Origin of the sequence: Mesorhizobium sp. LHD-90 (assembly GCF_030929505.1) — a bacterium.
Classification (GTDB): domain Bacteria; phylum Pseudomonadota; class Alphaproteobacteria; order Rhizobiales; family Rhizobiaceae; genus Kumtagia.
Genome location: NZ_JAVFVV010000040.1, coordinates 1 through 21,910, shown reverse-complemented (window position 1 = coordinate 21,910; position 21,910 = coordinate 1). Strand labels below are relative to the sequence as shown.

The following is a 21,910-nucleotide window of genomic DNA, read 5'->3' as shown; positions in this document are numbered from 1 at the left end:
GACGCTGCGCTGATTGAAGGCTCCGCGCCTCCGCCGGTTGCTCAACCCGCGCCCTATGGCGTAACTGAAACGGTCGAGGCTCTAATCCCTGCTGGATGAAAGTTCAGGGGCAGGTCACCGCAAGGCTGGCCAACATCGGCGGTGGCGCGAGGAGGCCAATACGCCGGACCGAATGTCTTAAGTAGCTTTTGCTATGGTCTCGCTGCATTTGGAGCATGCAAGATGCGATGGATATTACAGGCACTAATGTTTATATCGGCGCCCCTGAAGAAACGTCTGGCCGATCATCGCGACAGCCGCGGAACGCGATCGAACCAAACCAGTTCGGGGCCCGACCCCTATTTTTCTGAGATCCGAGGTCTAAAGCCGCAGGTCCGCCCCAGCGGCGGACGCGGTCCCGGAGAAACGCCGGTGATCGTTGGCTCAGGGCGTCTATATCCGGCCATCCGCGCCGTCGGTGGTCTTTCGGAGCCGTCCAGGCGGAAGCCCGTGATCGAGAGCATTTCGGTCGTACTGCGCCGGCAGGTGCCGGTGCGCGACGAGCCGGTCCGTTCCTGGATCGGCGGACTGCCGATGATGCCGGCAAATGTTGATTGGCCGGTAGGTCCGACGATCGACTATCCCGAGCGGGGAATGACCCCGCTGCATTTCGTGGCGCAGATCGCCTGCGCCGACCTGCCGGCAGAGCTTTGGGGAGGGCTCGGCCCGCGCTCCGGCTGGCTGCTGCTTTTCTTCAATGCCCAGGACTGGACCGTGGAGGAGGACAGTCAGGCTGTCCGCGTGTTGCATATTTCCGAACTCGGTCCCGAGCGTAAGCCACCACCTGGCATCTTCCCGGTTCACGACGAGATGTATTCCGGCCCGGACTACTGTTTTGTCCGTTCGCAGGACGACATTCCGGTAAGCTGGCGGCGCTGGCCGGTCAACCTTGTTGTGATCCCGAACCGCGCGATCGAAGGCAAGCGGCATCCAACCATCATTCCCGAAAACTTCGCGTCCATCCTGTATGATGGCGCGCCGGTGCGCGAGGGGCGCGTCGACCCGCCGACAATGGTCCCCTTTACCTGGCGGGGCTTACTGTATGTTGTCGACAGCGTCGCAAGGGTGCTGTCCAAAGAGCACCGTCTGAAGTTGGACGGGGCACACGAAAAGCTCGTCACCCCGGGTTGGGCGACGGAGGCGGCAGCCGCAATAAACAAGGAGTTGGCGGGATGGATGAAAGCTTCGGTGATCCACAACCCGCCCTATGTTCCTTCCGACGACCGCGACCGGCGGGCACTCGAGGCTGCCGAGGCCAGAGGCTTGAAGACGATGGAACGTCTGCGAAGCGCCCGCCAGTTGATCGTCGACTCAGCCGACGGCATGACTGTGCTCACCCGCATCGAGCAGTCGCATCAGGACTTCGCGGGCTGGCGGGAAGCCGCGCTGCAACGCGTCGAGACGTTGCGCGAGCAAATACTGGCACATGACCTCGACGCAGCGGTGCCGATCGGCGACTGGGAAGTGCTACAGAAGATTCTGGAGAACGACCGCCAGCCCTATTGGATTTTGCGTCGAGCCGACAGGGCGACCTTGCTGCCGGAACTGATCGACCGGTCGCTGCTGGATTATGCCGACGATGGGCTTCGCGCCGCTCAGGTCGAACTTGCCGCCGATTACTACGTTTCCCCAGAGCTCCGAAATCTCGTACCCACTGAACTCGTACGATGTATGGAGCCACACTGGCGTTCGCTCTACAACAACCGGCCGCACCGCATGGGCGGCACGTATGACGGAATCCAGTCCGACGCAACGGAAAGACCTACCGGTTCAGTGCTGCTGTTCCAGATCGCCACCGACTCGGCCATGAATTGGATGTGGGGTGACGTCGGTGCCTACTACGTCTTCATCGACACGGACCGGCTCGCCGCCGGTGATTTCAGCAAGCTCGACTGCTTGTTCGAATGTCATTGACTTGGGGCGGTAGCCATCGGCGTCGACTGGCGCGGAGATCGCTTCAATTATCGAGCGGCCAGGGCCGAAAACCGAACCGGACCAACAATTTCCTTGCATTCCGTGCCTCCTTGACGGACGAAAAGCATATGCTGCACGCCGCCTACGTCTTCGATGCCTACGGCACATTGTTCGACGTGCATGCGGCCGTGCGCAAACAGGCCGGCCGCATCGGCCCTGACGCCCAGCGCCTGTCGGAAATCTGGCGGGCAAAGCAGCTCGAATACTCCTGGGTGCGTACCCTGATGGGCGCGTATCAGGATTTTTGGGCGCTGACCGAACAATCGCTGGATTTCGCGCTCGCCCAGGTGAAGGTCGACGATCCGAAACTGCGGGCGGATCTGCTCGCCGCCTATTGGACGCTCGATTGCTACCCGGAAGTCCCGCATGTGCTGAAGGCGCTGAAGGCGTCCGGCGCGCGGCTTGCGGTGCTCTCCAACGGCTCTCCTGCCATGCTGGCGGCGGCGGTGAAATCCGCGGCGCTGGAAAACGTCATCGACGAGATCTTTTCCGTCGATCAGGTCTGCCGCTTCAAGACCGACCCGCAGGTCTACGACCTCGTCGCCACCGGCTGGCGGCTGTATCCGGACGCCGTGTCGTTCCAGTCCTCCAACCGCTGGGATATTGCGGGCGCCGTCAAGTTCGGCTTCCGCACGGTCTGGATCAACCGCCACGGCCAGCCGGACGAATACGCGGATTTCCCGCCCAGGTTGATCCTACCCTCGCTGGAGGGCCTGCTCGCCGGCTGAGCGGATGCGGCGACAACTGTTGCGCGGCCAAAACACGCCTTGGTGATCACATCTTCGCCACGCTGCCGTTGCATCGACGCCGGAAATCGGAACCCCTGTCTCCGCGGTTCATTGTTGAACGATTGCGTGAGTCGGGCCCGGCCGCCAATGCGAAGGGAAAAGATGGTTTCTGACGACATATCCGCCCCGGCAATGACGCGCCGCCACTTCCTCGGCGCGGCCGCAACCGGCGCCGCCTCGATCGCGGTCTCGGCCTGCGCCACCGCGCCGCGCAGCCCCGCCTATGTGGAGCCGCAGGCGCCGCCGCTGGCCGACATTCCGGAATTCGGCAGCTATGCCAGCATGTACGCCCCTGTCAGCGATGGCGGCTTCGAGGTTCCAGGCGTGCCCACCGACAAGATCGACCAGCAGTTCCTTCGCCAGGTCGTACCGGATCCGACCGGCGAGGTGCCCGGCACCATCGTCATCGATACTTCCTCGCACTTCCTCTATCTCGTGCGCGAGGGCGGGCAGGCGATCCGCTATGGCGTCGGGCTCGGTCGCGCCGGCTTCGAATGGGCCGGCCGCGGCGTCATCCAGTCGAAGCAGATGTGGCCGCGCTGGTTCCCGCCGGACGAGATGATCGCCCGCCAGCCGGAGCTTGAACAATATCGCGCTCGGCAGATCGGCAAGAAGAACGAATGGGAAGGCGGCATGCCGCCCGGCCCCGACAATCCGCTCGGCGCGCGCGCCCTCTACATCTTCCAGAACGGCGAGGACACGCTCTACCGCCTGCACGGCTCTCCGGAATGGTGGTCGATCGGCAAATCGGTGTCGTCCGGCTGCGTGCGGCTGATCAACCAGGACATCATCGATCTCTTCGGCCGCGTCCCCGAAGGCACCAACATCGTCGTTGCCGGCGGCCTCGGCACCGGCCCGGCCAATGCCGAGCCGGGCCCAACGGCGTTAGGCACGGGCGGCATCGCGCCGGCCGGCGCCTCGCCGGGCGGTCTCATACCGGCCGGCGTAGAAATCGGCGGCCTCGTCTCCGGCTGATGCCCGCCCGCCGGTCCGGCGGGTGCGGATACCCTGCTTTCGGCGCCGTTCACGGCCGCTACACCGAAATGTGACCCGGCGAATCCGGCTTTGTTCAAGGCGACGGATGCATTTCAAGGCGGCGTCCACTACCGCTCTCGTCGGCCTGCGGCTGCCTTGGGATTCCATCGGCCGAGCGGCCAGACGACGCCGCGACCGAACGTCGCCGGCCCGAAGGGCCGGGCACGTTTGGGCGTCGTTCGGATCCACCAGGTTTCGACTTGTCCAGGCCGCCAGCCAGGGCGGCGACGAAACCTCGACCTTGTCCCGGCCGCCGCCGGCCGAATGGAGCAGACAGGGCGCGACACCCTCTCTGTTGCGCCAGAACCACACCGATCCGCCCACCACATCTTCGCCACCGTTCGTCCGCGTTTGCGCCCGGTTCGGACCGATTTATCCCGAGCCGAACGCTGGCCGGATGCCAGCGTGTTCCCGGTGCGCCCGGGATGCCACTCCTGACTGCAATCGAAAGAACAAGAATATGCCGACCGACCTTCCGCCCTCGCCCGTCGTCTCGCGCCGCCGCCTGCTCGGTGCGGCCGGAGCGGCCGCCGCCTCGCTCGCCCTGTCCGCCTGCACGACCGTGCCCCGCGAGATGGCCTATGTGGCGCCGGCCGAGCCGACAAAACCCGAGCCACCGCTGGAAGTGACCGGCTACGAGGCGATGTACGCTTCGGTCGTCGACGAGGGATACGAGATTCCAGCAATCCCGCTGAAGAAAGTCGACAAGAAGTATCTGCGGCGGCTTGTCGACGATCCGACCGGCGAGCGGCCGGGCACCGTGGTCGTCGATACGTCTGCCCACTACCTCTATCTCGTGCAGGAAAACGGCAAGGCTCTGCGCTACGGGGTCGGTCTGGGACGCGCCGGCTTCGATTGGGCCGGCCGCGCCGTCATCCAGTGGAAGCGCAAATGGCCGCGCTGGACGCCGCCCGACGCCATGATCGGCCGCCAGCCCGAACTCGAACGCTACAGCGCCGCCAATGGCGGGATGGATCCCGGTCTGACCAACCCGCTCGGCGCACGCGCCCTCTACATCTTCCAGGACGGCGAGGACACGCTCTACCGCGTCCACGGCTCACCGGAATGGTGGACGATCGGCAAGTCCGTGTCGTCCGGCTGCGTGCGCATGATGAACCAGGACATCATCGACCTTTACGACCGCGTTCCAGGCAAGACCCCGATCCTGGTGACCAGCGGCATTGCGGTGAGTTGAGCGCAACCTTCCAACAGTTTGGAAGGATTCTTGTCCGAACTGTTGGAATGATTGACTTATCTGCCATTTGCACTCCGGTGGCCGAAACCTCGCACAGGAGTGGAAAACGTCGTGAGGTCGGGTGAATACAGCCAGGAGGGAATCTCTGGCCAGCCCTACTTCCCGCGCGACAGGCTGCCCAGGATTCCGCGCACCAGCGCACGTCCCAGCGACGACCCGACCGAACGCACGACCGACTTTATCGCCGCCTCCGCCACCGTCTGACGGTTCGACGGGCGCGGCCCCGGCGCCCGCCGCTGGCGAGGCGCCGGCCCGGAACTGTCGCCGCCGCCGAAATCCGGTAGCGTCCAGCCCCCGCCGCCCTGCCCGCCGGCTTGAGCCTCCGCTTCCTCCTGCTGTGCCTGCGTGGCCTTCTTCTGCAGCATCTCGAAGGCGGATTCGCGGTCGACCGTCTGGTCGTACTGGCCGGCGACCGGACTTTCGAGGATCAGCTTCCCGCGTTCCTCCGGCGTGATCGGGCCGAGCCGCGAAGCCGGCGGCCGCATCAGCGTGCGCTGCACCATCGACGGCACACCCTTCTCCTCCAGCGTCGAGACCAGCGCCTCGCCGGTGCCGAGCTTGGTGATCACGCTGGCGCAGTCGAAATCCGGGTTCGGCCGGAACGTGTCAGCGGCGGTGCGTACCGCCTTCTGCTCGCGCGGCGTATAGGCGCGCAGCGCGTGCTGCACACGGTTGCCTAGTTGCGCCAGCACGGTCTCCGGCACGTCAAGCGGGTTCTGGGTGATGAAATAGACGCCGACGCCCTTGGAGCGGATCAGCCTGACCACCTGCTCAACCCGGTCGACGAGAATCTTCGGCGCCGCGTCGAACAGAAGATGCGCCTCGTCGAAAAAGAACACCAACTTCGGCTTTTCCGGGTCGCCGACCTCAGGGAGTTGCTCGAACAGTTCCGACATCAGCCACAGCAGGAAAGTCGCGTAGAGCCGCGGGTTCATCATCAGCTTGTCGGCGGCAAGCACGTTGATGGCGCCGCGCCCATCGCGGGTCGTGCGCATGATGTCGGCAATACGCAGCGCCGGTTCGCCGAAGAAATTCTTCGCGCCCTGCTGCTCCAGAATAAGCAGCGAGCGCTGGATCGCGCCGACCGACGGTTTGGTCACGTTGCCATACCGTCCGGAAATCTCGTCCGCCCGCTCGGCGATGTTGGAAAGCAGCGCCTGCAGATCCTTCAGGTCCAGCAGCAGCAGCCCTTCCTCGTCGGCGATCCGGAATGCGATGTTGATGATGCCTTCCTGCGCCTCCGTCAGGTTCATCAGCCGCGACAACAGCAGCGGCCCCATCTCCGACACGGTCGCGCGGATCGGATGCCCCTGCTCGCCGAACAGGTCCCAGAAGATCACCGGGAATTCCTGGAACTCATACGGGTCGAGCTTCACGACTTCCGCGCGCTTGACCAGAAAATCCTTGGGCTCGCCCATCATGGCGATCCCAGACAGGTCGCCCTTGATGTCGGCGCAGAACACCGGAACGCCGGCGTTGGAGAACCCCTCCGCCATCACCTGCAGCGACACCGTCTTGCCGGTGCCGGTCGCGCCGGTCACCAATCCGTGGCGGTTGCCGTATTTCAGCAGCAGTTCTTCCGGCCGCTGGTAGCTGTCGTCCGGCTTGCGGCTGGCGCCGAGGAAGATGCTGGTGGTGTCGGCCATGAAATATGCGCTCCCGGATACGTCGGACCTGCACCCAAAACATCGTTCGGTTGCAGTGCAATGGTATAGTGGCCAGCTTGCTGTGCTACAATGGCGCACGGGCGAAAATGCAGGCGCGGGCTTGCACTTAGGGTTTTCGTTTGGCAATCGGAAGCCATGCCCCTTGGCCAGGCCGCGGCGTATGAGAACCGCGGCGCATCGGTCCGGCGCATGCTGAGCGTAGGAGTGACGAAAATGAACGTCGACGACCTGATCAGCGAAACCGCATTTCCGGCGGCCGACCGTTCGCACTGGCTGGCGCTGGTGGAAAAAGCGCTTGCCGGTGCACCCTTCGACGACGTCATGGTCGGGCGCACCGACGACGGGCTGGCGATCGAGCCGCTGGCGTCGCGCCGCATCGGCGCCGTCCCGCTTGCCCGCCGCAAGGCGGCCCTGCCCTGGATCGTCGTGCAGCGCTGCGACGACACCGATCCGGCCCGCGCCAACCGCCAGGCGCTGGAGGACGTTGCCGGCGGCGCCGCCGGCCTGGCGCTTGTCTTCGAGGGCGCGCCCAACGCCTTCGGTTACGGCCTGCCCGACCAGCCCGACACGCTGGAGCGGGTGCTCGACGGCATCCCCCTCGACAAGGTGCATGTGCGTATCGATGCCCACCCGTCCAGCCGCGCGATGGCCGACCGGCTGGTGGCCTTTCTCACCAAGCGGCGCGCCGACCCGACAAAACTCGGAATCTCCTTCGGCATCGACAGCGCCGCAACGTTTGCCGGCACCGGACGTCTGCGCATGTCGATCGAGGCGCTGCAGGCATCGATGCCTCAGTCGCTCGCGCATTTCTTCGCCATAGGCGTGCCGGGCATCCTGCTGGAGGCAGACGGCCGCGTCTTCCACAATGCCGGCGCGACGGAGGCGCAGGAACTCGGCGCCATGCTCGCCGGCGCCGTCTCGCACCTCAGGCTATTCGAGGAGGCGCGCCAGGCGCTGTTCTATGCCGCCCCCTATATCGGCTTTGCGCTCTGCGTCGACCAGGATCAGTTCGTGTCGATCGCAAAGATCCGCGCGTTGCGGCTGCTCTGGCAGAGGGCGCTGGAAGCCACCTCCATCAAGCCGTCGCGCGCCATGATCCACGCCGAGACCTCCTATCGCATGGCGACCGCGCGCGATACGGAAACCAACATCCTGCGCGCCACGCTGGCCGCCTTCGCAGCCGGCGCCGGCGGCGCCGATTCCGTCTCCGTCCTGCCGCACACCATCACCCATGGCCTGCCCGGCGCCTTCGCCAGGCGCGTCGCCCGCAATACGCAGCTCGTGCTCGCCGCCGAAAGCCATATCGACTTCGTCATCGACCCGGCGACCGGATCCGGCAGCATCGAGGCCCTCACAGACGCGCTCTGCGAAGCCGCCTGGTCGGAGTTCCAGTGCATCGAGAAGGAGGGCGGGCTGCTGCGAAGCCTCGCCGCCGGCCACCTCCAGGAGCGCGTCGTCCAGGCCCGCGACCGCCGCGCCGCCGAATACCGGTCCGGCAAGCGCGCCATCATCGGAACGACGCTGTTCGCCGCCAAATCGGAACTGCCGGTCGAGACGCTGCCTGCCTCGCGTCGCCCTTTGCCCTCCGACGGAACGGTCTTCTGCCCCCGGCTCGAATCGGCCCGCCTCGATGAACTCCTGACAGCCAACACATGATTCCAGACTTCACCAGAATCGACTGGCGCCGGCCCGGAGCCTCCGCGCCCATCCGCGACCGCAGCCAGTGGCAGACGCCGGAGGGGCTGACGGTGAAACGCTCCTACGGCGAGAGCGACGTGGCCAAACTGCCGTGGCTCGACACTTTCCCCGGCAGCGCGCCGTTCATCCGAGGGCCCTACCCGACCATGTATGTCCAGCAGCCCTGGACGATCCGCCAGTATGCCGGCTTCTCGACGGCCGAAGAGTCCAACGCCTTTTATCGCCGCAACCTGGCGGGTGGCCAGAAGGGCCTGTCGGTCGCCTTCGACCTCGCCACCCATCGCGGCTACGACAGCGACCATCCTCGCGTCGCCGGCGACGTCGGCATGGCGGGTGTCGCAATCGATTCGATCCTCGACATGCGCCAGTTGTTCGACGGAATCCCCCTCGACGAGATGACCGTGTCGATGACCATGAACGGCGCGGTGCTGCCGATCATGGCGCTCTACATCGTTGCGGCGGAGGAACAGGGCGTCGCCCAGAAGGATCTGGCCGGCACCATCCAGAACGACATCCTCAAGGAGTTCATGGTCCGCAACACATACATCTATCCGCCGAAACCCTCGATGCGGATCGTGTCGGACATTTTTTCCTACACCTCGGCCAACATGCCGAAGTTCAACTCGATCTCGATCTCCGGCTACCACATGCAGGAGGCCGGGGCGACCGCCGACCTCGAACTCGCCTACACCATCGCCGATGGCATCGAATATGCGCGCGCCGGCGTCGCCGCCGGCCTCGACATCGACAAGTTCGCGCCGCGTCTCTCCTTCTTCTGGGCGATCGGCATGAATTTCTTCATGGAAGTCGCCAAGATGCGGGCCGCCCGTTTGATCTGGGCGGCGCTGATGCAGAAGAATTTTGCACCAAAAGACCAGCGCTCGCTGTCGCTCAGGACCCACTGCCAGACCTCCGGCTGGTCGCTGACCGCGCAGGACCCCTACAACAACATCATGCGCACCATGATCGAGGCGATGGCGGCCACGCAGGGCCACACCCAGTCGCTGCACACCAATTCCTTCGACGAGGCGCTGGCGCTTCCGACCGATCATTCGGCCCGCATCGCCCGCAACACCCAGCTCATCCTGCAGAAGGAATCCGGCACCACTCGCTTCATCGACCCGTGGGGCGGCTCGGCTTTCATCGAACGGTTGACGCATGACCTCGCCAACAAGGCGCTCGGCCACATCGCCGAGGTCGAATCCCTCGGCGGCATGGCGGCCGCGGTGGAAAAGGGCATTCCGAAACTGCGCATCGAGGAGGCGGCCGCCCGTACCCAGGCGCGCATCGATTCCGGCGAGCAGCTTCTTGTCGGCGTCAACGCTTTCCGCCCCGAGAAGGACATCGAGGTCAACGTGCTGAAGATCGACAATGCCGGGGTGCGGGCCCGGCAATTGTCCAAGCTGCAGCAGCTCAAGGGCACGCGCGACGTGGCTGCAGTGGAGACGGCGCTCGACCAACTGACAGCCGCCGCCCGCGGCAACGGCAATCTGCTCGATCTCGCCATCCGCGCTGCGCGCGCCAAGGCGACCGTCGGGGAGATCTCGCTGGCCCTGGAAAAAGCCTTCGGCCGCCACGTCGCCGAGGTACAGACCATCTCCGGCGTCTATCGCAAGGCGATCGGCGAGAATGCCGGCGTCGACCGCGTCCAGGAAAAAGTTCTGGCCTTCGAAAAGGCCACCGGCGCAAAGCCGCGCATCCTCGTCGCCAAGATGGGCCAAGACGGGCACGACCGCGGCCAGAAGGTCATCGCCACCGCTTTCGCCGATCTCGGCTTCGACGTCACCGTCGGCTCGATGTTCCAGACGCCGGACGAGATCGCGAAACTCGCGGCCGCGCACGACGTGCACATCGTCGGCGCCTCCTCGCTCGCCGCCGGACACCTCACCCTGATCCCCGAACTCAAGGCGGCACTGAAAAAACTCGGCCGCGACGACATCGTGATCGTCGCCGGCGGCGTCATCCCGCCGCAAGATTTTGCCGCTGTCCGCGCCGCCGGCGCGACCGAGATCTTCCCGCCCGGCACGGTGATTCCCGAAGCGGCGGAAAGGCTGCTGGACGGCTTGAAGGATCCACGATAGCCAGGACAACCCGCCCTCCTCCTGAATCCTTCCCGCCATGTCCGGGAAAAGTCGTCATGAACATATCATGAACAAATACGTTACATAATGCAAATGAACAGGCTCGGCAAGCCCTTTTTCGGCGATGCCGCCGGGCAAGAAGCGTCCGACGGCTGGCGTACCGATGAAGCAAGGGGCTCCGCCCGATGAAGCAAGGGGCTCCGCCGCCAACGGCACGCCTCACCAAGTCGCGCCGCCTCTAGGTCAGCGGCCGTCAGGCCCTCTTCCTCTTCCGGGAGTCGGCGGCGTTCAGCGCCACGGCGGCGCGGATCAGCGCCTTCAACGCCTCCTCGTCGATCTTGTCGCCCTCGTGGATATCGATGGCCCGGCGGGTGTTGCCGTCGAGGCTGGAGTTGAACAGGCTCGACGGATCCTCAAGCGCCGCGCCCTTGGCGAAGGTCAGCTTCACGGCGGCCTTGTAGGTCTCACCGGTGCAGAGGATGCCGCCGTGCTCCCAGACGGGAACGCCAAGCGGGTTCGACGGCTTCCGCCACTTCACCTCCTCGACCACGTCGGGGTCGGCCTCCCTGATGAGCTTTCGGACCCGGGCGAGCGTTTCGCCCCGCCAATCGCCCAGTTCCCTGATCCGCGCGTCGATCAGTCGGGAGGGAGAAGCTCCCACCTCGGCTTCATCCGGGCCGCTTTTTTCCATGGCCTTCGTCTCTTCCCTCATGTTTGATGCCGCTCGCCCGTCGTCCGGTATCGCCTGTCGGCGGATTTGCAACAAGCGATCTTCAATGCCCCGGGGACAGACGCGATGCCGAGGAACCGCCGTTTGCCGGACGTCAGCTTCCGGCCGCGCCTTCCGCCGCGTATCCGCACAAGAATATCCGTACGCATTCGCGAGCGTGGGCGCGAAGCTGCGCCTTTGGAGGTATTCCACCATCGCCCAAAAACATGGCGGCGTTTGTCGGTGCGCCCATCACCAGCCAGTTGAACTGCGTGGCGGCAACGGACGGATCGGGGGTTTTGATCTGACCGATCGATGAATAGTGCTCCAGGGCTCGCGTGAGCCTCCTTATCGATCTCATTGGACCGTTCTCGTATAGCGACCGTCCGAGATCGGGAAATCGCTCGACTTCTCCAATGACCATGCGCCGAAGCTGCATCAGCCGCGGCGTCAGCACAATTCTCAGTTGGTCGATTGCCACTTCCAACAGATAATCCCGCACGGGCCGATCATCCAGAACCTCGTCGACGTCCTCGCCGATTTCATGCGCGGCAACGCCGGTCATGGCCCGCACGACCTCCACGAATAGGGCCTCCTTGGACTTGAAGTGTGCGTAGACCGTCTGCTTGGAGACGCCCGCCTTTTCAGCCACCGCATCCATGTTGGTGCCAAGAAATCCGTGCTGAAGAAATACCTGCTCGGCCGCGCCAATAATCTTCTTGCGGCTGCGGTCGATGCGGGTGGCAGCGCCATTGGACATTCTTCGGCCTCTCGACGTTTCGAAGAACCATAGCACTCAAGCTTGACAAATCAAACTGGACGGTACAGTCTAATTAACGGAAACGGGAGGAGCATCCGGTGACAAGGCAAAGCTCGCTGACCTGCAAATGCGGGCGGTTCACCATGCAGGTTGAAGGCTCTCATATCGCGAGCGTCGAATGCCTTTGCAGCAGTTGCAGGAAGGCGGGCGCCGTCCTGAATTCATTGCCGGGCGCCCCGATTATCGTGGATGAAAAGGGGGCCACCCCATTCGTGCTGCATCGGAAGGACCGGGTGCGTATCCTGTCCGGCGCAGAACAATTGAAAGAATATCGATTGTCGGCAAACGCGGGCACCCGGCGCGTCGTCGCGGCTTGCTGCAACACGCCTGTCTTCATGGAGATGAAGGGAGGCCACTGGCTCAGCGTCTATGGGCACCTCTGGGCGGAGGGCGACCGCCCGCCGCTCGAAATGCGGACGATGGCGGGCGATCTTGAACAGCCGGCAAACCTTCCCGACGATGTCCCGAACCTGAAGCAGCAATCCCTGTCGTTCTATGGCCGGTTATTTGCCGCATGGGTCAAGATGGGTTTCCGGAGCCCGAAAATTGTCGTGAATGGAGAGTTGAACGTCTGAAGGCGATTCCTGGACCGAAATAATCGCATCCCCGTATTGGATGACCGAACAAGGATTACGGGCGAGAACGCTCGAACATCTTCGTATCGTCCATCTCGTCTCAGCCATGTCCCAATGGCCGCTCTGCTCGCAGTCAGTTCGAAAAAGCGCCGATTTTTCGGGAACCCCGGCGCGCGTTTTACATCTAAGGTGGATAGCCATGGAGCAGCCCATGCCCACCGTCCCCGAACCCGCAGCCATCGATGCCGATTTTGTGGGCGAGGCCGATCTGGTTTCCCGCGCACGGTGCCGCGACGCCAACGCGTTCCGGACGATCATGAAGCTGAACAACCAGCGCCTCTACCGCTTGGCCCGAGGCATAGTCTGCAACGACGCCGAAGCGGAAGAAGTCGTACAAGAGGCCTATTTGCAGGCTTTTACCCATCTTGACGGTTTTCGCGGCCAGGCCAGCCTGTCGACCTGGCTGTCACGCATAGCCATCAACGAAGCCCTCGGACGCCTTCGCAAGCGGCGGCGCGCCGCGTCGATGGCGAATGAGTTGTCCGTCGAAGGAAAGATCATCCCCTTCCCCCTCAATGCATCGGCGGACGATCCGGAGCGCACGATGGCGCAGCGCGAAATACTCCAGCTTGTCGAACGCGCCACCGACGATTTGCCCGAACTATACCGCGTCGTTTTCGTCGCGCGGGTGATTGAGGGGCTCAGCCTCGAAGAGACTGCCGATCTGCTTGGCTTGCGCGAAGCGACCGTCAAGACGCGGCTGCATCGGGCTCGGGCGCTGATCCGCAAGGCGTTGGACGCCCGCATCGGCCCTGTCCTGCTCGACGCCTTTCCGTTCGCCGGCCGCCGCTGCGACCGCCTGACCGCGGCGGTCATGACGAGGCTGGGCTTTCCCGAATAGGCCGGGAACCTTTCACGCCGCCCCGCATCCAACCTTTGCACCCAACAACGGGCCGGTCGCGTGGCCGGCGCAAAGGAGGTTTCATGAAACCCTATCTCACAGCCGCGGTCTCGGCCGTGTCCCTGCTTGCCCTGGCATCGTTTTCGTCGGCCGCCGACAAGCCCACCGATCCGCAGATCGCGCACATCGCCTATACGGCCGGCGTCATCGACATCGAGGCGGCAAAACTCGCGCTCGAAAAATCGAAGACCAAGGACGTCACCGAATTCGCGCAGGAGATGCTGCGCGACCACGAGGCCGTCAACGTGCAGGCGCTCGATCTCGCCAAGAAGCTGAACGTCACCCCGGAGGACAACGACACCAGCAAGGCGCTGGCGGATGCGGCCAGCGCCAAACGCGCCGAGCTTGCCAAGCTCGACGGCGCAGCGTTCGACAAGGCCTATGTCGACAACGAGGTCGCCTATCACAAGCAGGTCAACGGCGCGCTGGAGACGGTGCTCATCCCGTCGGCCGAGAATGCCGAACTGAAGGGACTGCTGGAGACAGGGCTGAAGCTGTTCCAGGGTCACCAGCAGCATGCCGAACACGTGGCGGCCGCCCTCAAATGAGCAGCTTTTCACCGACCAGGCGGCAGGTCCTGCTGTCGGGCGCGCTCGCCCTGGTGACGGGCGCCGCCCGCTCGCACGACGGCACCGTTCACGTAAGCATCGACAAGCTGGTCTTTTCTCCGGCCGAGGTGACCGTCAAGCCTGGCGCGACGATCGAATGGACCAACAACGACGCGTTCGTCCACACCGCCACGGTCAAGGGAGGCTGGGAGGTCATGATCCCGCCGGGCAAGAAGGCCACGAGGATCGTCCAGGCATCGGATTCGGTAGAGTATTACTGCCGCTTCCATCCCAACATGAAGGGCCGCATCGTCGTCTCGCCCGCATAAGGCGGCGGTCTCCTTCTTATCGTCGGTGCTGCCCTTCGTTGCCCGGCTGGGCGCGAAGGGCCGCAAGGCGGTGGCACTGCCATCCGTTCATGCCGGCCCGCACCTCGCGCTCACATTTTCTCGCCCGGCAACAGGCTGGCCTGCTTCACCCAGTCGGCGAACTGCGCTTCGTCGAGTTGGTCTTCATAAATGTCGTAGTAGCGCACCGCCGGGTGTTTCGACGCGCCGGTCGGGACTGGGCGCAATGACGTGCCACGGAAGAAGGTCACCTTCACGTATTTCGCGAACACATGAAGGCTCAGGAACCAGAGGTCATCTTCAATGCCATAGAAGGGTGAGTTCCACTTCACCGCCTTGCGTACGCCGGGCACGGTGCGCTCGATGATGGCGTCGAGGCGGCGCCCGACGTCGCTTTTCCAGCCCGGCATGGCCGCGACATAGGTCTGCACCGGAGCGTCGCCGTAACCCTTGGCGATCCGCGGGTTGCCGCCCGAAAGCAGCACCGGCTGCGTGCCTGCCGGAGCCTTGCTCCCGGTTGCCGCGGGTCGCCCGCCCTTGCCGGCCGCCCTGGGCTTTTTCGCCGCCGTTTTCTTGCCGGTGGCTGGCGGCGGGCGCCCGCCCGCCCTGGGATCGTTCTTGCCGGTCATGTCCAACAATTGTCAAAAGGGTCTTAGCACAAGCCTGCCGTAGGCAATGAACGCACATAGGGCGGCCACGACAAGCCAATAGAGCATGGGGCCGAAATTCGGGTCGCCGGAATAGATATGCAACCCGCAGAAGAGCAGCATCTCCGCGGCGATCAAGCCCGCCGCGACCGGGACCAGTCCGGCCAGGGACCTGGCAAACAGCGGCAGGACCAGGCCGAGCGCGCAAAGCACTTCAAGGACGCTCATGGCCAGCCAGGCGCCGTGGGGAATCGCGCTCAGGGAAGGCACGGTCTGCGCGGGATTGGAAAACTTCCAGATCGCGCCCGTCACGGTGTGGAGGGCAAGAAGGATCTGCAGAACCCACAGGAGAACGTTCACTTTACCTCACAATTCAAACAGGGAAATGGCTCGAAATGGCAGCGGCGACTGGCTTGAAGCCCCTCTTCGCCGGTTGAACCTCCATGCCGTAGAAGTTGGGCACCCCGGCCGTATTCGGACGTGCATCCCATCTCCAAACCAGCTCGCGGCCTTGTGACGCGGCACCGCTTGTCGCCCGGCCAACTGCCCTACCCGCGCGCCAGCGTGTTGATCTGGACGAGGTTGCCGCAGGTGTCGCCGAACTGGGCGATGGTTACCCCGCGCATCACCTCGGTCGGCGGCATGGTGAATTCGCCGCCGAGTGTCTTGATGCGCTCGTACTCGGCCTTGACGTCATCGCTGTGGACCATGATTGCGGGCTTACCCTGTCGGAACATGGCTTCCTGGTAGGCCCGTGCGGCGGGGTCGTCGGCGAGCGCCAGTTGCAGTTCGGCGCCGTCCGGCTCTTCCGGCGAGGCCACGGTCAGCCAGCGATACGGCCCGTTGCGGACATCGGCCTTCTTCAAGAAGCCCAGCACGTCGGTGTAGAAGCGCAGGGCCTTGTCCTGGTCGTCGACATGGACGCTGGTCAGTCTGATCTTCATGGAAAATTCTCCGTTTGCCATGTTCGCGTCACGCGCGGAGTGAGCTTCGAATTGCGGACGCTGGCTTCAGTCGATGCGCGCCAGAACCTGCTCCAGATTGGCGAAGAAGCGCTGCCATCCGGCAACCGCGCCGCGGTAGTAGGACTGCTGGTCCGGCCGGAAACCCGACTGCTCCATGCGCAGCACCGTGCCCGTTGGCGTCGGCGTCAGCGTCCAGGTGATGACGCTCCTGAGGTCCTTTGTGTCCCATGTGTAGGACAGCGTCCTGTGCGGATCGGCCGCCAGAACCTTGCCTTCCACGGCGCCCCAATCGGCGCTGAGATTGAAGCGGCTGCCCTCGTCCGGCCTGAAGTCGGTTTTCATCAGCCACTCCTCGATCAGGTGCGATTGCGTCAGCGCGCGCCAGATCTTTTCGGGCGGATGGGGGATCTGCCGCTCGACGACGACGGAGCGCGTTTCGGCCGATGTTTCGTTCATTGGTCCATCCTGTTCAGCAGGTCTTCGAGCGTGTCGAACCGGTTCTCCCAAAACCCGGTCATCTCGCTTGTCCAGTCGACCAGCGGGGCGAGCGCGCCGAGCTGCGCGCTGTAGTGGGTTTGGCGACCGTGATGGCGGTCGCGCACCAGTCCCGCCTGCTTCAGCACCCCGAGATGTTTCGACACCGCCGGCTGCGACACCCCGGCGCGCGCCGTCAGCGCGCCCACCGTCTGCTCGCCTTCACGGCACAGCCGCTCGAAGATGGCCCGCCGGGTCGGATCGGCGAGGGTTCGGAAGAGCACATCCTGGAGGTTCGACATTCTTGATCAATAACCCAATGGCTATTGATCGACGTATAACCAACGGGATATGGGTTCGTCAACCCAGCGCTCGGTTGTCAGCCGCGACTTCGACCGAGGTCGTTGACGGTATGCCTTGACAGATGCTTCCCGTCGTCATATTTAGCCTATCAGTTAATTAGCACGATTGCTAAATATGCAACACACAGACGATTCCCTCAGCAAAACCCTGTCGGCGCTAGCCGATCCGACCCGGCGCGCGATCCTGGCGCGGCTCAGCCAGGGCGCAGCGACGGTCAACGAACTCGCCGAGCCTTTCGCCATGTCGCTGCCGTCGGTGTCGCGGCACCTCAAAGTGCTGGAGGGCGCCGGCCTGATCTCGCGCGGACGCGAGGCGCAGTGGCGGCCCTGCAGGCTGGAAACGGCGCCATTGCAGCAGGTCGACGGATGGCTCGAGAAATACCGGCGATTCTGGGAAGAGAGCTTCGATCGGATGGATGCGTATCTCAGTGAGATCACCAAAAAGCAGGCGGAAGGGAAGAAACAGTGAAAAACATCCGCGACGACGAACTCTTGATCGAACGGGAGTTCGACGCGCCTGCCACCCTGGTCTTCCGGCTGTGGGAAGACCGCGACCACATGCTGCGCTGGTGGGGACCGGAGGAATTCACGACCATCGAACTCGACTGGGAACTGACGCCCGGCCGACCGTGGCGCGGCGCGATGACCTCGAAACAATACGGGCTGTCGAGATTCGGCGGCGTGATCCGCGAGGTTGAGCGCAACAGGCGCATCGTCTTCACCTTTCGGTGGGACGACGACCCGGAGCAGTATTTGGATACCGTGGCGACCATGACCCTGGCGGAGAAGGATGGAAAAACCGTCCAGACCTTCCATCAGGCTCTGTTCTCCACCGTCGCCATCCGCGACAGCCACATCGGCGGATGGAACTCGCTCTTCAACAAACAGCAGATCTATGTCGAGAACATCGCCGTGGCGGAACGGGAAGGATTGCACACATGATCACGCTGACGACCTATGACTGGGTTCCGGATTTCGCCGCGCCGCTGATGCGGGCTTTTCGCGTCCGCTGGGCGCTGGAGGAGGCGGGCCTGCCCTACCGGGTGCGCACGGTGGCGCGGGGACCGGAGCAGCGGTCGCCCGAGCATCTGGCGCGCCAGCCCTTTGGCCAGGTCCCGGCGATCGAGGAGGATGGGCTCGTCCTGTTCGAGAGCGGCGCGATCGCGCTCCACATCGCGCAAAACAACGAGACGCTGCTGCCGCCGGAAGCGACCGGACGCGCCCGGGCGATCGCCTGGCTGTTCGCAGCGCTGAACTCGGTCGAGATCGCGATCCAGGAGCTTGCCGGCATCGACCTGTTCCACGCGAAGGAGGAATGGGCGAAGCAGCGGCGGCCGCAGGCCGAGGCGTTCGTGCGCGACCGGCTAGCGATGCTGGAGAAGGCGCTCGGAGCCAAGGACTATCTCGAAGGCCGCTTCACCGTGGGCGACCTGATGATGGCCGATGTGCTCCGCATCCTGCGGCATACCGATCTGCTGGACTTCTATCCGGCGCTGAAGGCCTACAAGGAACGCTGCGAGGCCCGGCCGGCGTTCCGGCGCGCCATGGCGGCGCAGATGGAGGGCTTTCGGAAGGCCGCCTAGGCAACCGCAGGTCAGTGCCTGGCGGCGAGGTCCAGCACTGTCTCCAACGCTGGGTCCCGCCCCTCTGCATAGGCCTGAAAACTCAGGTCGACCGAAATTTCCGGCGCAATCGAAATGCCGCGCGGGCCAAAGGCGACAGTGGCCCAATAGCAGTCGGCGGTGTCGAAACACCCTCTTTCATAATCATGGAATTGCGGGCTGTAGCGAACCGGGATTTTGGAGTTCGGCAGTTCGACATATTTGCCCTCGGACCAGAACTGGCCGCCATCCCCCATCGGTTCGCCGACGAGGGTGACCTTGTCGCCTCCCGATCCCTTGAGCATGGCGGCGGTGGTTATGCCCGCGGAGAAAGTTGCCCTGCCTACCAGCACGAAAACATGCCCGTCGGGCGGCACAAGCCGGGGCAGCGCCTGGGAGAACAGGATCGTGTTGAAGAAATCGCCGCCATTGTTGAGGCGGAGGTCGACAACGATGAACTTCGGTCGCTCCGGCAGGATCTTTCCAAGGACGACGCCGCCGAGCTTGTCCGACAGCGGCGTCTCGTCGAGGCTCTTCGCCGTGTCGTTGCGGATATAGAGCACCTCCCCCGAGGCGCCGAGGAATTGCCACTGCACGTCGCTGCGTTTGCCATATAAGGGAGGCAGCCCCCTGCGGCCATCGAGCAGATGACGCCAGCGTCCAGGCACGTTTTCGTCGTCGGGAATGAGCACGGAATAGCCTCTGTTGAGGCTTGCCTTGCGCTCGTCGCCGGGATCGTCATCTCCTATGGGCGCAATCTCGACCGTCTCGGTCCGGCCGTCAGGAAACCGCACGGTCAGCGGAACACGGGCCGCGTCGTCTACGGCGCCGATCTGCTTGAGAACGGCGGGCGTAACCAGATAGCCGGGAGCTAGAAAACGAGCCCTCTGGTCGGTGCCGGAAAGATACAGGCGCACATGATCCAGCGCTTCCTGCGTGGTGTAAGAGCCGATCCTGTCGATGCGCGCGCCCAGCAGCCGCTCGAAATCCGGATGGGTCTTGACGATATGAAGCCCATCGGAAAAGGACCATGCGCGCACGGGAAGGTCGTCGCCCAGAAACGGGCCGATATTGGCGTTGGTGTGTCCATTGCGCGCGATTGCCACGGCTCTCATGACTTCAAGCGCGAACGCTTCCGGCGTCAGATGTTCGGTCGCGGCGGCGGTGTCATCGACATATTGATTGAACTCTTTCCGCTGAAGATCGCTGAAACTTTTGTCGAGAGGAGCCCATTCCTCCTTCAAGAAGATCAGGTCCTCTCGCATCTGGGCCGGCGTCAGTTGCACGTCACCTGCATGGACGGGGCTGACGGCAGCCAGGGTAAAGCCAACTGTGGCAGTGCGCAGGATTGCCAGCCATCCGGACATGTCGTGTTTCCTCTGCACGTTGGATTCCAGTAGCCATAGCCACCAGACATATAGTCATGACGATTGGCTGGGTTTCTTTCCGACATAAGACGAATAATCAGAAGGCAACGGCCCCAACCGGCGCCTTGACGAGGCGCTCGCCGTGCACGATGTCACGGTGGTGCTGGAGGGCCGGCTGCCCTGGAGCGAACCGGTCACATGATCCGCACGCATGAACAGGGACCGTCAGGACGCCTGGACGACCCTCGGCTTTCAGGTGACCGTCGCGGGTTCTGGAGGCGGGAAAGGCGGCGCGAGACCGACACCTCCTATAAGCGGCGCAAACTCGGCGTCGGCCCAAGCCGACGTTTCCGGGAATGGTATCAGACAGCCGTCAGCGATAGCCTTGTCCCATCACATAATCGCGAAGGAGCGCTTCCTCGTTCTCGGTCTCCGCGAGCAGGATGCCGAGCGCGTCACGCGCGTTGAGAACGCCCACAGGGCGATTGTCCTCGTCGAGTACGGGAAGGTTCTTCACATCTTCGGCGCGCATCAGCGACCATACATCGTGCAATTCGTCATCAAGTCCGCACACGAGGACATTCGGCCTCATCACCGACCCAATGCGGGCATCCTTGTGAATGTTCTGCCCGCCCGCCAGCCATTCGACCATATCGGTTTTCGTGACGATACCCGCCATGGCGCCAGACGTGTCGCAAACGACTACGATGTCGGTTCCGGCGCGCAACAAGCGCGAGACGTCAAGCACGCCGGCTTCGTCAAGGACCATGACGAGGCGCGAACGCGCCTTGTCCAGAAGTTGTTTCACATACGCCATGCGATTCACCAGCCAGCTCGTCGGGGGAAATCGGTCAGTTTGCCCCTGCGGATATCCTCGCAGACAATCCGACAAAGCATAAGCGCTGGAAACGCGCATTCAAGAAGCGCCTTGGCCGAACGACGGGCTTTTTCAATCGTACCGTTGACGCCCGCCTCGTCGCCGACGCCCGTGCCGAACAGCCCATGCGCGGCATCCGCCTCGTCGCCGTCGGCGATGGCCCAGCCTTGCTGCTGGTTAACGTGGCCGGAAACCCTGCAGGCCAACGCGCGTTCACAGGCTTGTTATCACATCTGTTGCAACACACTGTTTTCCATGTTATACGTTCGTTATAACATGGAGTTTCCCATGAACACTGTCATCCGCAAGATCGGCAATTCCGAGGGCGTCATCCTCCCGAAGGAGCTGCTCACAAAACTCAACCTGCAGGCCGGCGACGCCGTTGAGGTCAAAGAGGCCGCTGGTGGGCTCACGCTGACGCCGGTGGACGATTCCTTCGAGCGGCAGATGGAGGCCGCCCGCAAGGTCATGGATAGGTACAAGGTCGCGCTTCAGAAGCTCGCCGAATGAGCTGGATTTTTCTGTCGCGGAGGGCGGTAGAAGCATTTCACGCCGAGCAGTTGCGCAGGCATGGAGGTGCTCAGGGGTTGCGCGACGAGAACGCGCTGGAATCCGCCCTTTCCCGCCCCGAGAACAAGGCAGCCTATGGCGACCCGACTGTCCATGAGCTTGCGGCGGCCTATGTTTTCGGCATTGCCCGCAACCATGCTTTCGTGGATGGTAACAAGCGCACCGCGATTGTCGCGGCTGCGACCTTCCTGCTGCTCAACGGCTACGAACTGACTGTCAATGACGGAACGCTTTACGAGTTTACCATGGGTGTAGCTGCCGGCGAGATCGACGAGGACGGCGCTGCTGCCTTCTTCCGGGACCACACAAAACGATCTTCTTGACGTTGATGAATAGCAATTCACTGCGGGCATGCCTTCGCGATCCCATCCCGGAAATCTTCGACTCAGCGCGATTTCTGGACGCGGCCGTGTCCGCGCATCTCATGGGCAGTGACCTGCCCCTGAACTTTCATCCAGCAGGGATTAGAGCCTCGACCGTTTCAGTTACGCCATAGGGCGCGGGTTGAGCAACCGGCGGAGGCGCGGAGCCTTCAATCAGCGCAGCGTCG

26 protein-coding genes are annotated in these 21,910 nt (G+C 63.6%); 15 read left to right on the top strand and 11 right to left on the bottom strand.

The window, feature by feature from the left end; translation table 11 throughout:
• The first annotated feature begins 489 nt into the window (after window positions 1-489).
• The 4 genes from RB623_RS29595 (at window position 490) to RB623_RS29580 (ending at window position 5,031) form a co-directional block, all read left to right on the top strand.
• A complete protein-coding gene (locus RB623_RS29595) occupies window positions 490-1,953 on the top strand; it encodes a DUF1963 domain-containing protein (protein WP_308060791.1) in 1,464 nt (487 codons plus the stop codon).
• Between the two features lie 128 nt (window positions 1,954-2,081).
• Window positions 2,082-2,741, top strand: coding sequence for a haloacid dehalogenase type II (locus RB623_RS29590; protein ID WP_308060790.1), 660 nt, complete (start codon window positions 2,082-2,084; stop codon window positions 2,739-2,741).
• 162 nt (window positions 2,742-2,903) lie between these two features.
• Window positions 2,904-3,776, top strand: a complete 873-nt coding sequence (locus RB623_RS29585) for a L,D-transpeptidase (RefSeq protein ID WP_308060788.1) — start codon at window positions 2,904-2,906, stop codon at window positions 3,774-3,776.
• Between the two features lie 520 nt (window positions 3,777-4,296).
• On the top strand, window positions 4,297-5,031 hold the full coding sequence (locus RB623_RS29580; RefSeq protein WP_308060787.1) for a L,D-transpeptidase: 735 nt from the start codon (window positions 4,297-4,299) through the stop codon (window positions 5,029-5,031).
• 155 nt (window positions 5,032-5,186) lie between these two features.
• Here the strand turns inward: RB623_RS29580 and RB623_RS29575 are convergent, their stop codons facing one another.
• The gene (locus RB623_RS29575) at window positions 5,187-6,737 is read right to left on the bottom strand and encodes a DUF853 domain-containing protein (protein WP_308060785.1); all 1,551 of its coding nucleotides are present in this window, start codon (window positions 6,735-6,737) and stop codon (window positions 5,187-5,189) included.
• Window positions 6,738-6,971: 234 nt separating this feature from the next.
• Here RB623_RS29575 and RB623_RS29570 point away from each other — a divergent pair, with 234 nt between their 5' ends.
• Window positions 6,972-8,414 carry a methylmalonyl-CoA mutase family protein gene (locus RB623_RS29570; protein WP_308060784.1) on the top strand — a complete coding sequence of 481 codons (1,443 nt, stop codon included), beginning with the start codon at window positions 6,972-6,974 and terminating at the stop codon, window positions 8,412-8,414.
• Window positions 8,411-10,537, top strand: a complete 2,127-nt coding sequence (gene scpA, locus RB623_RS29565; protein WP_308060782.1) for a methylmalonyl-CoA mutase — start codon at window positions 8,411-8,413, stop codon at window positions 10,535-10,537. Before RB623_RS29570 ends, scpA begins: the two co-directional genes overlap by 4 nt.
• Before the next feature lie 253 nt (window positions 10,538-10,790).
• Here the strand turns inward: scpA and RB623_RS29560 are convergent, their stop codons facing one another.
• Together RB623_RS29560 and RB623_RS29555 are read right to left on the bottom strand one after the other, a co-directional pair.
• Window positions 10,791-11,249: a DUF1801 domain-containing protein gene (locus RB623_RS29560; RefSeq protein ID WP_308060781.1), complete on the bottom strand. Its 459-nt coding sequence runs from the start codon at window positions 11,247-11,249 to the stop codon at window positions 10,791-10,793.
• A 112-nt stretch (window positions 11,250-11,361) separates the two neighbouring features.
• On the bottom strand, window positions 11,362-12,006 hold the full coding sequence (locus tag RB623_RS29555) for a TetR/AcrR family transcriptional regulator (protein ID WP_308060779.1): 645 nt from the start codon (window positions 12,004-12,006) through the stop codon (window positions 11,362-11,364).
• A gap of 98 nt (window positions 12,007-12,104) precedes the next feature.
• Here RB623_RS29555 and RB623_RS29550 point away from each other — a divergent pair, with 98 nt between their 5' ends.
• The 4 genes from RB623_RS29550 to RB623_RS29535 all read left to right on the top strand — a co-directional run bounded on the left by RB623_RS29550 (window position 12,105) and on the right by RB623_RS29535 (window position 14,479).
• Window positions 12,105-12,641 (top strand): DUF6151 family protein, encoded by a 537-nt coding sequence (locus RB623_RS29550; RefSeq protein ID WP_308060778.1) that lies wholly within the window; start codon window positions 12,105-12,107, stop codon window positions 12,639-12,641.
• 211 nt (window positions 12,642-12,852) lie between these two features.
• A complete protein-coding gene (locus RB623_RS29545; RefSeq protein ID WP_308060793.1) occupies window positions 12,853-13,542 on the top strand; it encodes an RNA polymerase sigma factor in 690 nt (229 codons plus the stop codon).
• 83 nt (window positions 13,543-13,625) lie between these two features.
• Window positions 13,626-14,150 (top strand): DUF4142 domain-containing protein, encoded by a 525-nt coding sequence (locus RB623_RS29540; protein ID WP_308060777.1) that lies wholly within the window; start codon window positions 13,626-13,628, stop codon window positions 14,148-14,150.
• A complete protein-coding gene (locus tag RB623_RS29535) occupies window positions 14,147-14,479 on the top strand; it encodes a cupredoxin domain-containing protein (protein WP_308060776.1) in 333 nt (110 codons plus the stop codon). Before RB623_RS29540 ends, RB623_RS29535 begins: the two co-directional genes overlap by 4 nt.
• Before the next feature lie 110 nt (window positions 14,480-14,589).
• Here the strand turns inward: RB623_RS29535 and RB623_RS29530 are convergent, their stop codons facing one another.
• The 5 genes from RB623_RS29530 to RB623_RS29510 form a co-directional block, all read right to left on the bottom strand.
• The gene (locus tag RB623_RS29530) at window positions 14,590-15,126 is read right to left on the bottom strand and encodes a DUF1801 domain-containing protein (RefSeq protein ID WP_308060775.1); all 537 of its coding nucleotides are present in this window, start codon (window positions 15,124-15,126) and stop codon (window positions 14,590-14,592) included.
• A gap of 12 nt (window positions 15,127-15,138) precedes the next feature.
• Window positions 15,139-15,504 (bottom strand): DoxX family protein, encoded by a 366-nt coding sequence (locus tag RB623_RS29525; protein ID WP_308060774.1) that lies wholly within the window; start codon window positions 15,502-15,504, stop codon window positions 15,139-15,141.
• Between the two features lie 188 nt (window positions 15,505-15,692).
• Entirely contained in the window at window positions 15,693-16,088 is a 396-nt protein-coding gene (locus tag RB623_RS29520) for a VOC family protein (RefSeq protein ID WP_308060773.1), read from the bottom strand.
• 66 nt (window positions 16,089-16,154) lie between these two features.
• The gene (locus RB623_RS29515; RefSeq protein WP_308060772.1) at window positions 16,155-16,565 is read right to left on the bottom strand and encodes an SRPBCC domain-containing protein; all 411 of its coding nucleotides are present in this window, start codon (window positions 16,563-16,565) and stop codon (window positions 16,155-16,157) included.
• Window positions 16,562-16,885 carry a metalloregulator ArsR/SmtB family transcription factor gene (locus RB623_RS29510; protein ID WP_308060770.1) on the bottom strand — a complete coding sequence of 108 codons (324 nt, stop codon included), beginning with the start codon at window positions 16,883-16,885 and terminating at the stop codon, window positions 16,562-16,564. The genes RB623_RS29515 and RB623_RS29510 overlap by 4 nt, the downstream gene beginning before the upstream one ends.
• Before the next feature lie 175 nt (window positions 16,886-17,060).
• Between RB623_RS29510 and RB623_RS29505 the strand changes: the two genes are divergently transcribed.
• Genes RB623_RS29505 through RB623_RS29495 form a run of 3 tightly spaced genes read left to right on the top strand, consistent with a single transcriptional unit; the run spans window position 17,061 to window position 18,528 of the window.
• A complete protein-coding gene (locus RB623_RS29505; protein ID WP_308060768.1) occupies window positions 17,061-17,414 on the top strand; it encodes a metalloregulator ArsR/SmtB family transcription factor in 354 nt (117 codons plus the stop codon).
• Complete coding sequence (locus tag RB623_RS29500; RefSeq protein WP_308060766.1) at window positions 17,411-17,887, top strand: SRPBCC domain-containing protein; 477 nt, start codon at window positions 17,411-17,413, stop codon at window positions 17,885-17,887. Before RB623_RS29505 ends, RB623_RS29500 begins: the two co-directional genes overlap by 4 nt.
• Window positions 17,884-18,528, top strand: a complete 645-nt coding sequence (locus RB623_RS29495) for a glutathione S-transferase family protein (RefSeq protein ID WP_308060765.1) — start codon at window positions 17,884-17,886, stop codon at window positions 18,526-18,528. The genes RB623_RS29500 and RB623_RS29495 overlap by 4 nt, the downstream gene beginning before the upstream one ends.
• Window positions 18,529-18,539: 11 nt before the next feature.
• On the opposite strand, the gene RB623_RS29490 is transcribed toward RB623_RS29495, so the two are convergent.
• The 3 genes from RB623_RS29490 to RB623_RS29480 all read right to left on the bottom strand — a co-directional run bounded on the left by RB623_RS29490 (window position 18,540) and on the right by RB623_RS29480 (window position 20,996).
• A complete protein-coding gene (locus RB623_RS29490) occupies window positions 18,540-19,913 on the bottom strand; it encodes a peptidase S41 (RefSeq protein ID WP_308060764.1) in 1,374 nt (457 codons plus the stop codon).
• 373 nt (window positions 19,914-20,286) lie between these two features.
• Entirely contained in the window at window positions 20,287-20,730 is a 444-nt protein-coding gene (locus tag RB623_RS29485) for a CBS domain-containing protein (RefSeq protein ID WP_308060763.1), read from the bottom strand.
• Window positions 20,731-20,735: 5 nt separating this feature from the next.
• Window positions 20,736-20,996, bottom strand: a complete 261-nt coding sequence (locus RB623_RS29480) for a hypothetical protein (protein ID WP_308060761.1) — start codon at window positions 20,994-20,996, stop codon at window positions 20,736-20,738.
• Window positions 20,997-21,078: 82 nt separating this feature from the next.
• Between RB623_RS29480 and RB623_RS29475 the strand changes: the two genes are divergently transcribed.
• Both RB623_RS29475 and RB623_RS29470 read left to right on the top strand, forming a co-directional pair.
• A complete protein-coding gene (locus RB623_RS29475) occupies window positions 21,079-21,300 on the top strand; it encodes an AbrB/MazE/SpoVT family DNA-binding domain-containing protein (protein ID WP_308060759.1) in 222 nt (73 codons plus the stop codon).
• Window positions 21,297-21,683 carry a type II toxin-antitoxin system death-on-curing family toxin gene (locus RB623_RS29470; RefSeq protein WP_308060758.1) on the top strand — a complete coding sequence of 129 codons (387 nt, stop codon included), beginning with the start codon at window positions 21,297-21,299 and terminating at the stop codon, window positions 21,681-21,683. Before RB623_RS29475 ends, RB623_RS29470 begins: the two co-directional genes overlap by 4 nt.
• The last annotated feature ends 227 nt before the right edge of the window (window positions 21,684-21,910 follow it).

Excerpts from the sequence above, each read along its gene's own strand:
- RB623_RS29590 (WP_308060790.1), top strand. The coding sequence starts at position 2,082 with ATGCTGCACGCCGCCTACGTCTTCGATGCCTACGGCACATTGTTCGAC.
- RB623_RS29585 (WP_308060788.1), top strand. The coding sequence starts at position 2,904 with ATGGTTTCTGACGACATATCCGCCCCGGCAATGACGCGCCGCCACTTC.
- RB623_RS29580 (WP_308060787.1), top strand. The coding sequence starts at position 4,297 with ATGCCGACCGACCTTCCGCCCTCGCCCGTCGTCTCGCGCCGCCGCCTG.
- RB623_RS29575 (WP_308060785.1), bottom strand. The coding sequence starts at position 6,737 with ATGGCCGACACCACCAGCATCTTCCTCGGCGCCAGCCGCAAGCCGGAC.
- RB623_RS29570 (WP_308060784.1), top strand. The coding sequence starts at position 6,972 with ATGAACGTCGACGACCTGATCAGCGAAACCGCATTTCCGGCGGCCGAC.
- scpA (WP_308060782.1), top strand. The coding sequence starts at position 8,411 with ATGATTCCAGACTTCACCAGAATCGACTGGCGCCGGCCCGGAGCCTCC.
- RB623_RS29560 (WP_308060781.1), bottom strand. The coding sequence starts at position 11,249 with ATGAGGGAAGAGACGAAGGCCATGGAAAAAAGCGGCCCGGATGAAGCC.
- RB623_RS29555 (WP_308060779.1), bottom strand. The coding sequence starts at position 12,006 with ATGTCCAATGGCGCTGCCACCCGCATCGACCGCAGCCGCAAGAAGATT.
- RB623_RS29545 (WP_308060793.1), top strand. The coding sequence starts at position 12,853 with ATGCCCACCGTCCCCGAACCCGCAGCCATCGATGCCGATTTTGTGGGC.
- RB623_RS29540 (WP_308060777.1), top strand. The coding sequence starts at position 13,626 with ATGAAACCCTATCTCACAGCCGCGGTCTCGGCCGTGTCCCTGCTTGCC.
- RB623_RS29535 (WP_308060776.1), top strand. The coding sequence starts at position 14,147 with ATGAGCAGCTTTTCACCGACCAGGCGGCAGGTCCTGCTGTCGGGCGCG.
- RB623_RS29530 (WP_308060775.1), bottom strand. The coding sequence starts at position 15,126 with ATGACCGGCAAGAACGATCCCAGGGCGGGCGGGCGCCCGCCGCCAGCC.
- RB623_RS29520 (WP_308060773.1), bottom strand. The coding sequence starts at position 16,088 with ATGAAGATCAGACTGACCAGCGTCCATGTCGACGACCAGGACAAGGCC.
- RB623_RS29515 (WP_308060772.1), bottom strand. The coding sequence starts at position 16,565 with ATGAACGAAACATCGGCCGAAACGCGCTCCGTCGTCGTCGAGCGGCAG.
- RB623_RS29510 (WP_308060770.1), bottom strand. The coding sequence starts at position 16,885 with ATGTCGAACCTCCAGGATGTGCTCTTCCGAACCCTCGCCGATCCGACC.
- RB623_RS29505 (WP_308060768.1), top strand. The coding sequence starts at position 17,061 with ATGCAACACACAGACGATTCCCTCAGCAAAACCCTGTCGGCGCTAGCC.
- RB623_RS29495 (WP_308060765.1), top strand. The coding sequence starts at position 17,884 with ATGATCACGCTGACGACCTATGACTGGGTTCCGGATTTCGCCGCGCCG.
- RB623_RS29490 (WP_308060764.1), bottom strand. The coding sequence starts at position 19,913 with ATGTCCGGATGGCTGGCAATCCTGCGCACTGCCACAGTTGGCTTTACC.
- RB623_RS29485 (WP_308060763.1), bottom strand. The coding sequence starts at position 20,730 with ATGGCGTATGTGAAACAACTTCTGGACAAGGCGCGTTCGCGCCTCGTC.
- RB623_RS29475 (WP_308060759.1), top strand. The coding sequence starts at position 21,079 with ATGAACACTGTCATCCGCAAGATCGGCAATTCCGAGGGCGTCATCCTC.
- RB623_RS29470 (WP_308060758.1), top strand. The coding sequence starts at position 21,297 with ATGAGCTGGATTTTTCTGTCGCGGAGGGCGGTAGAAGCATTTCACGCC.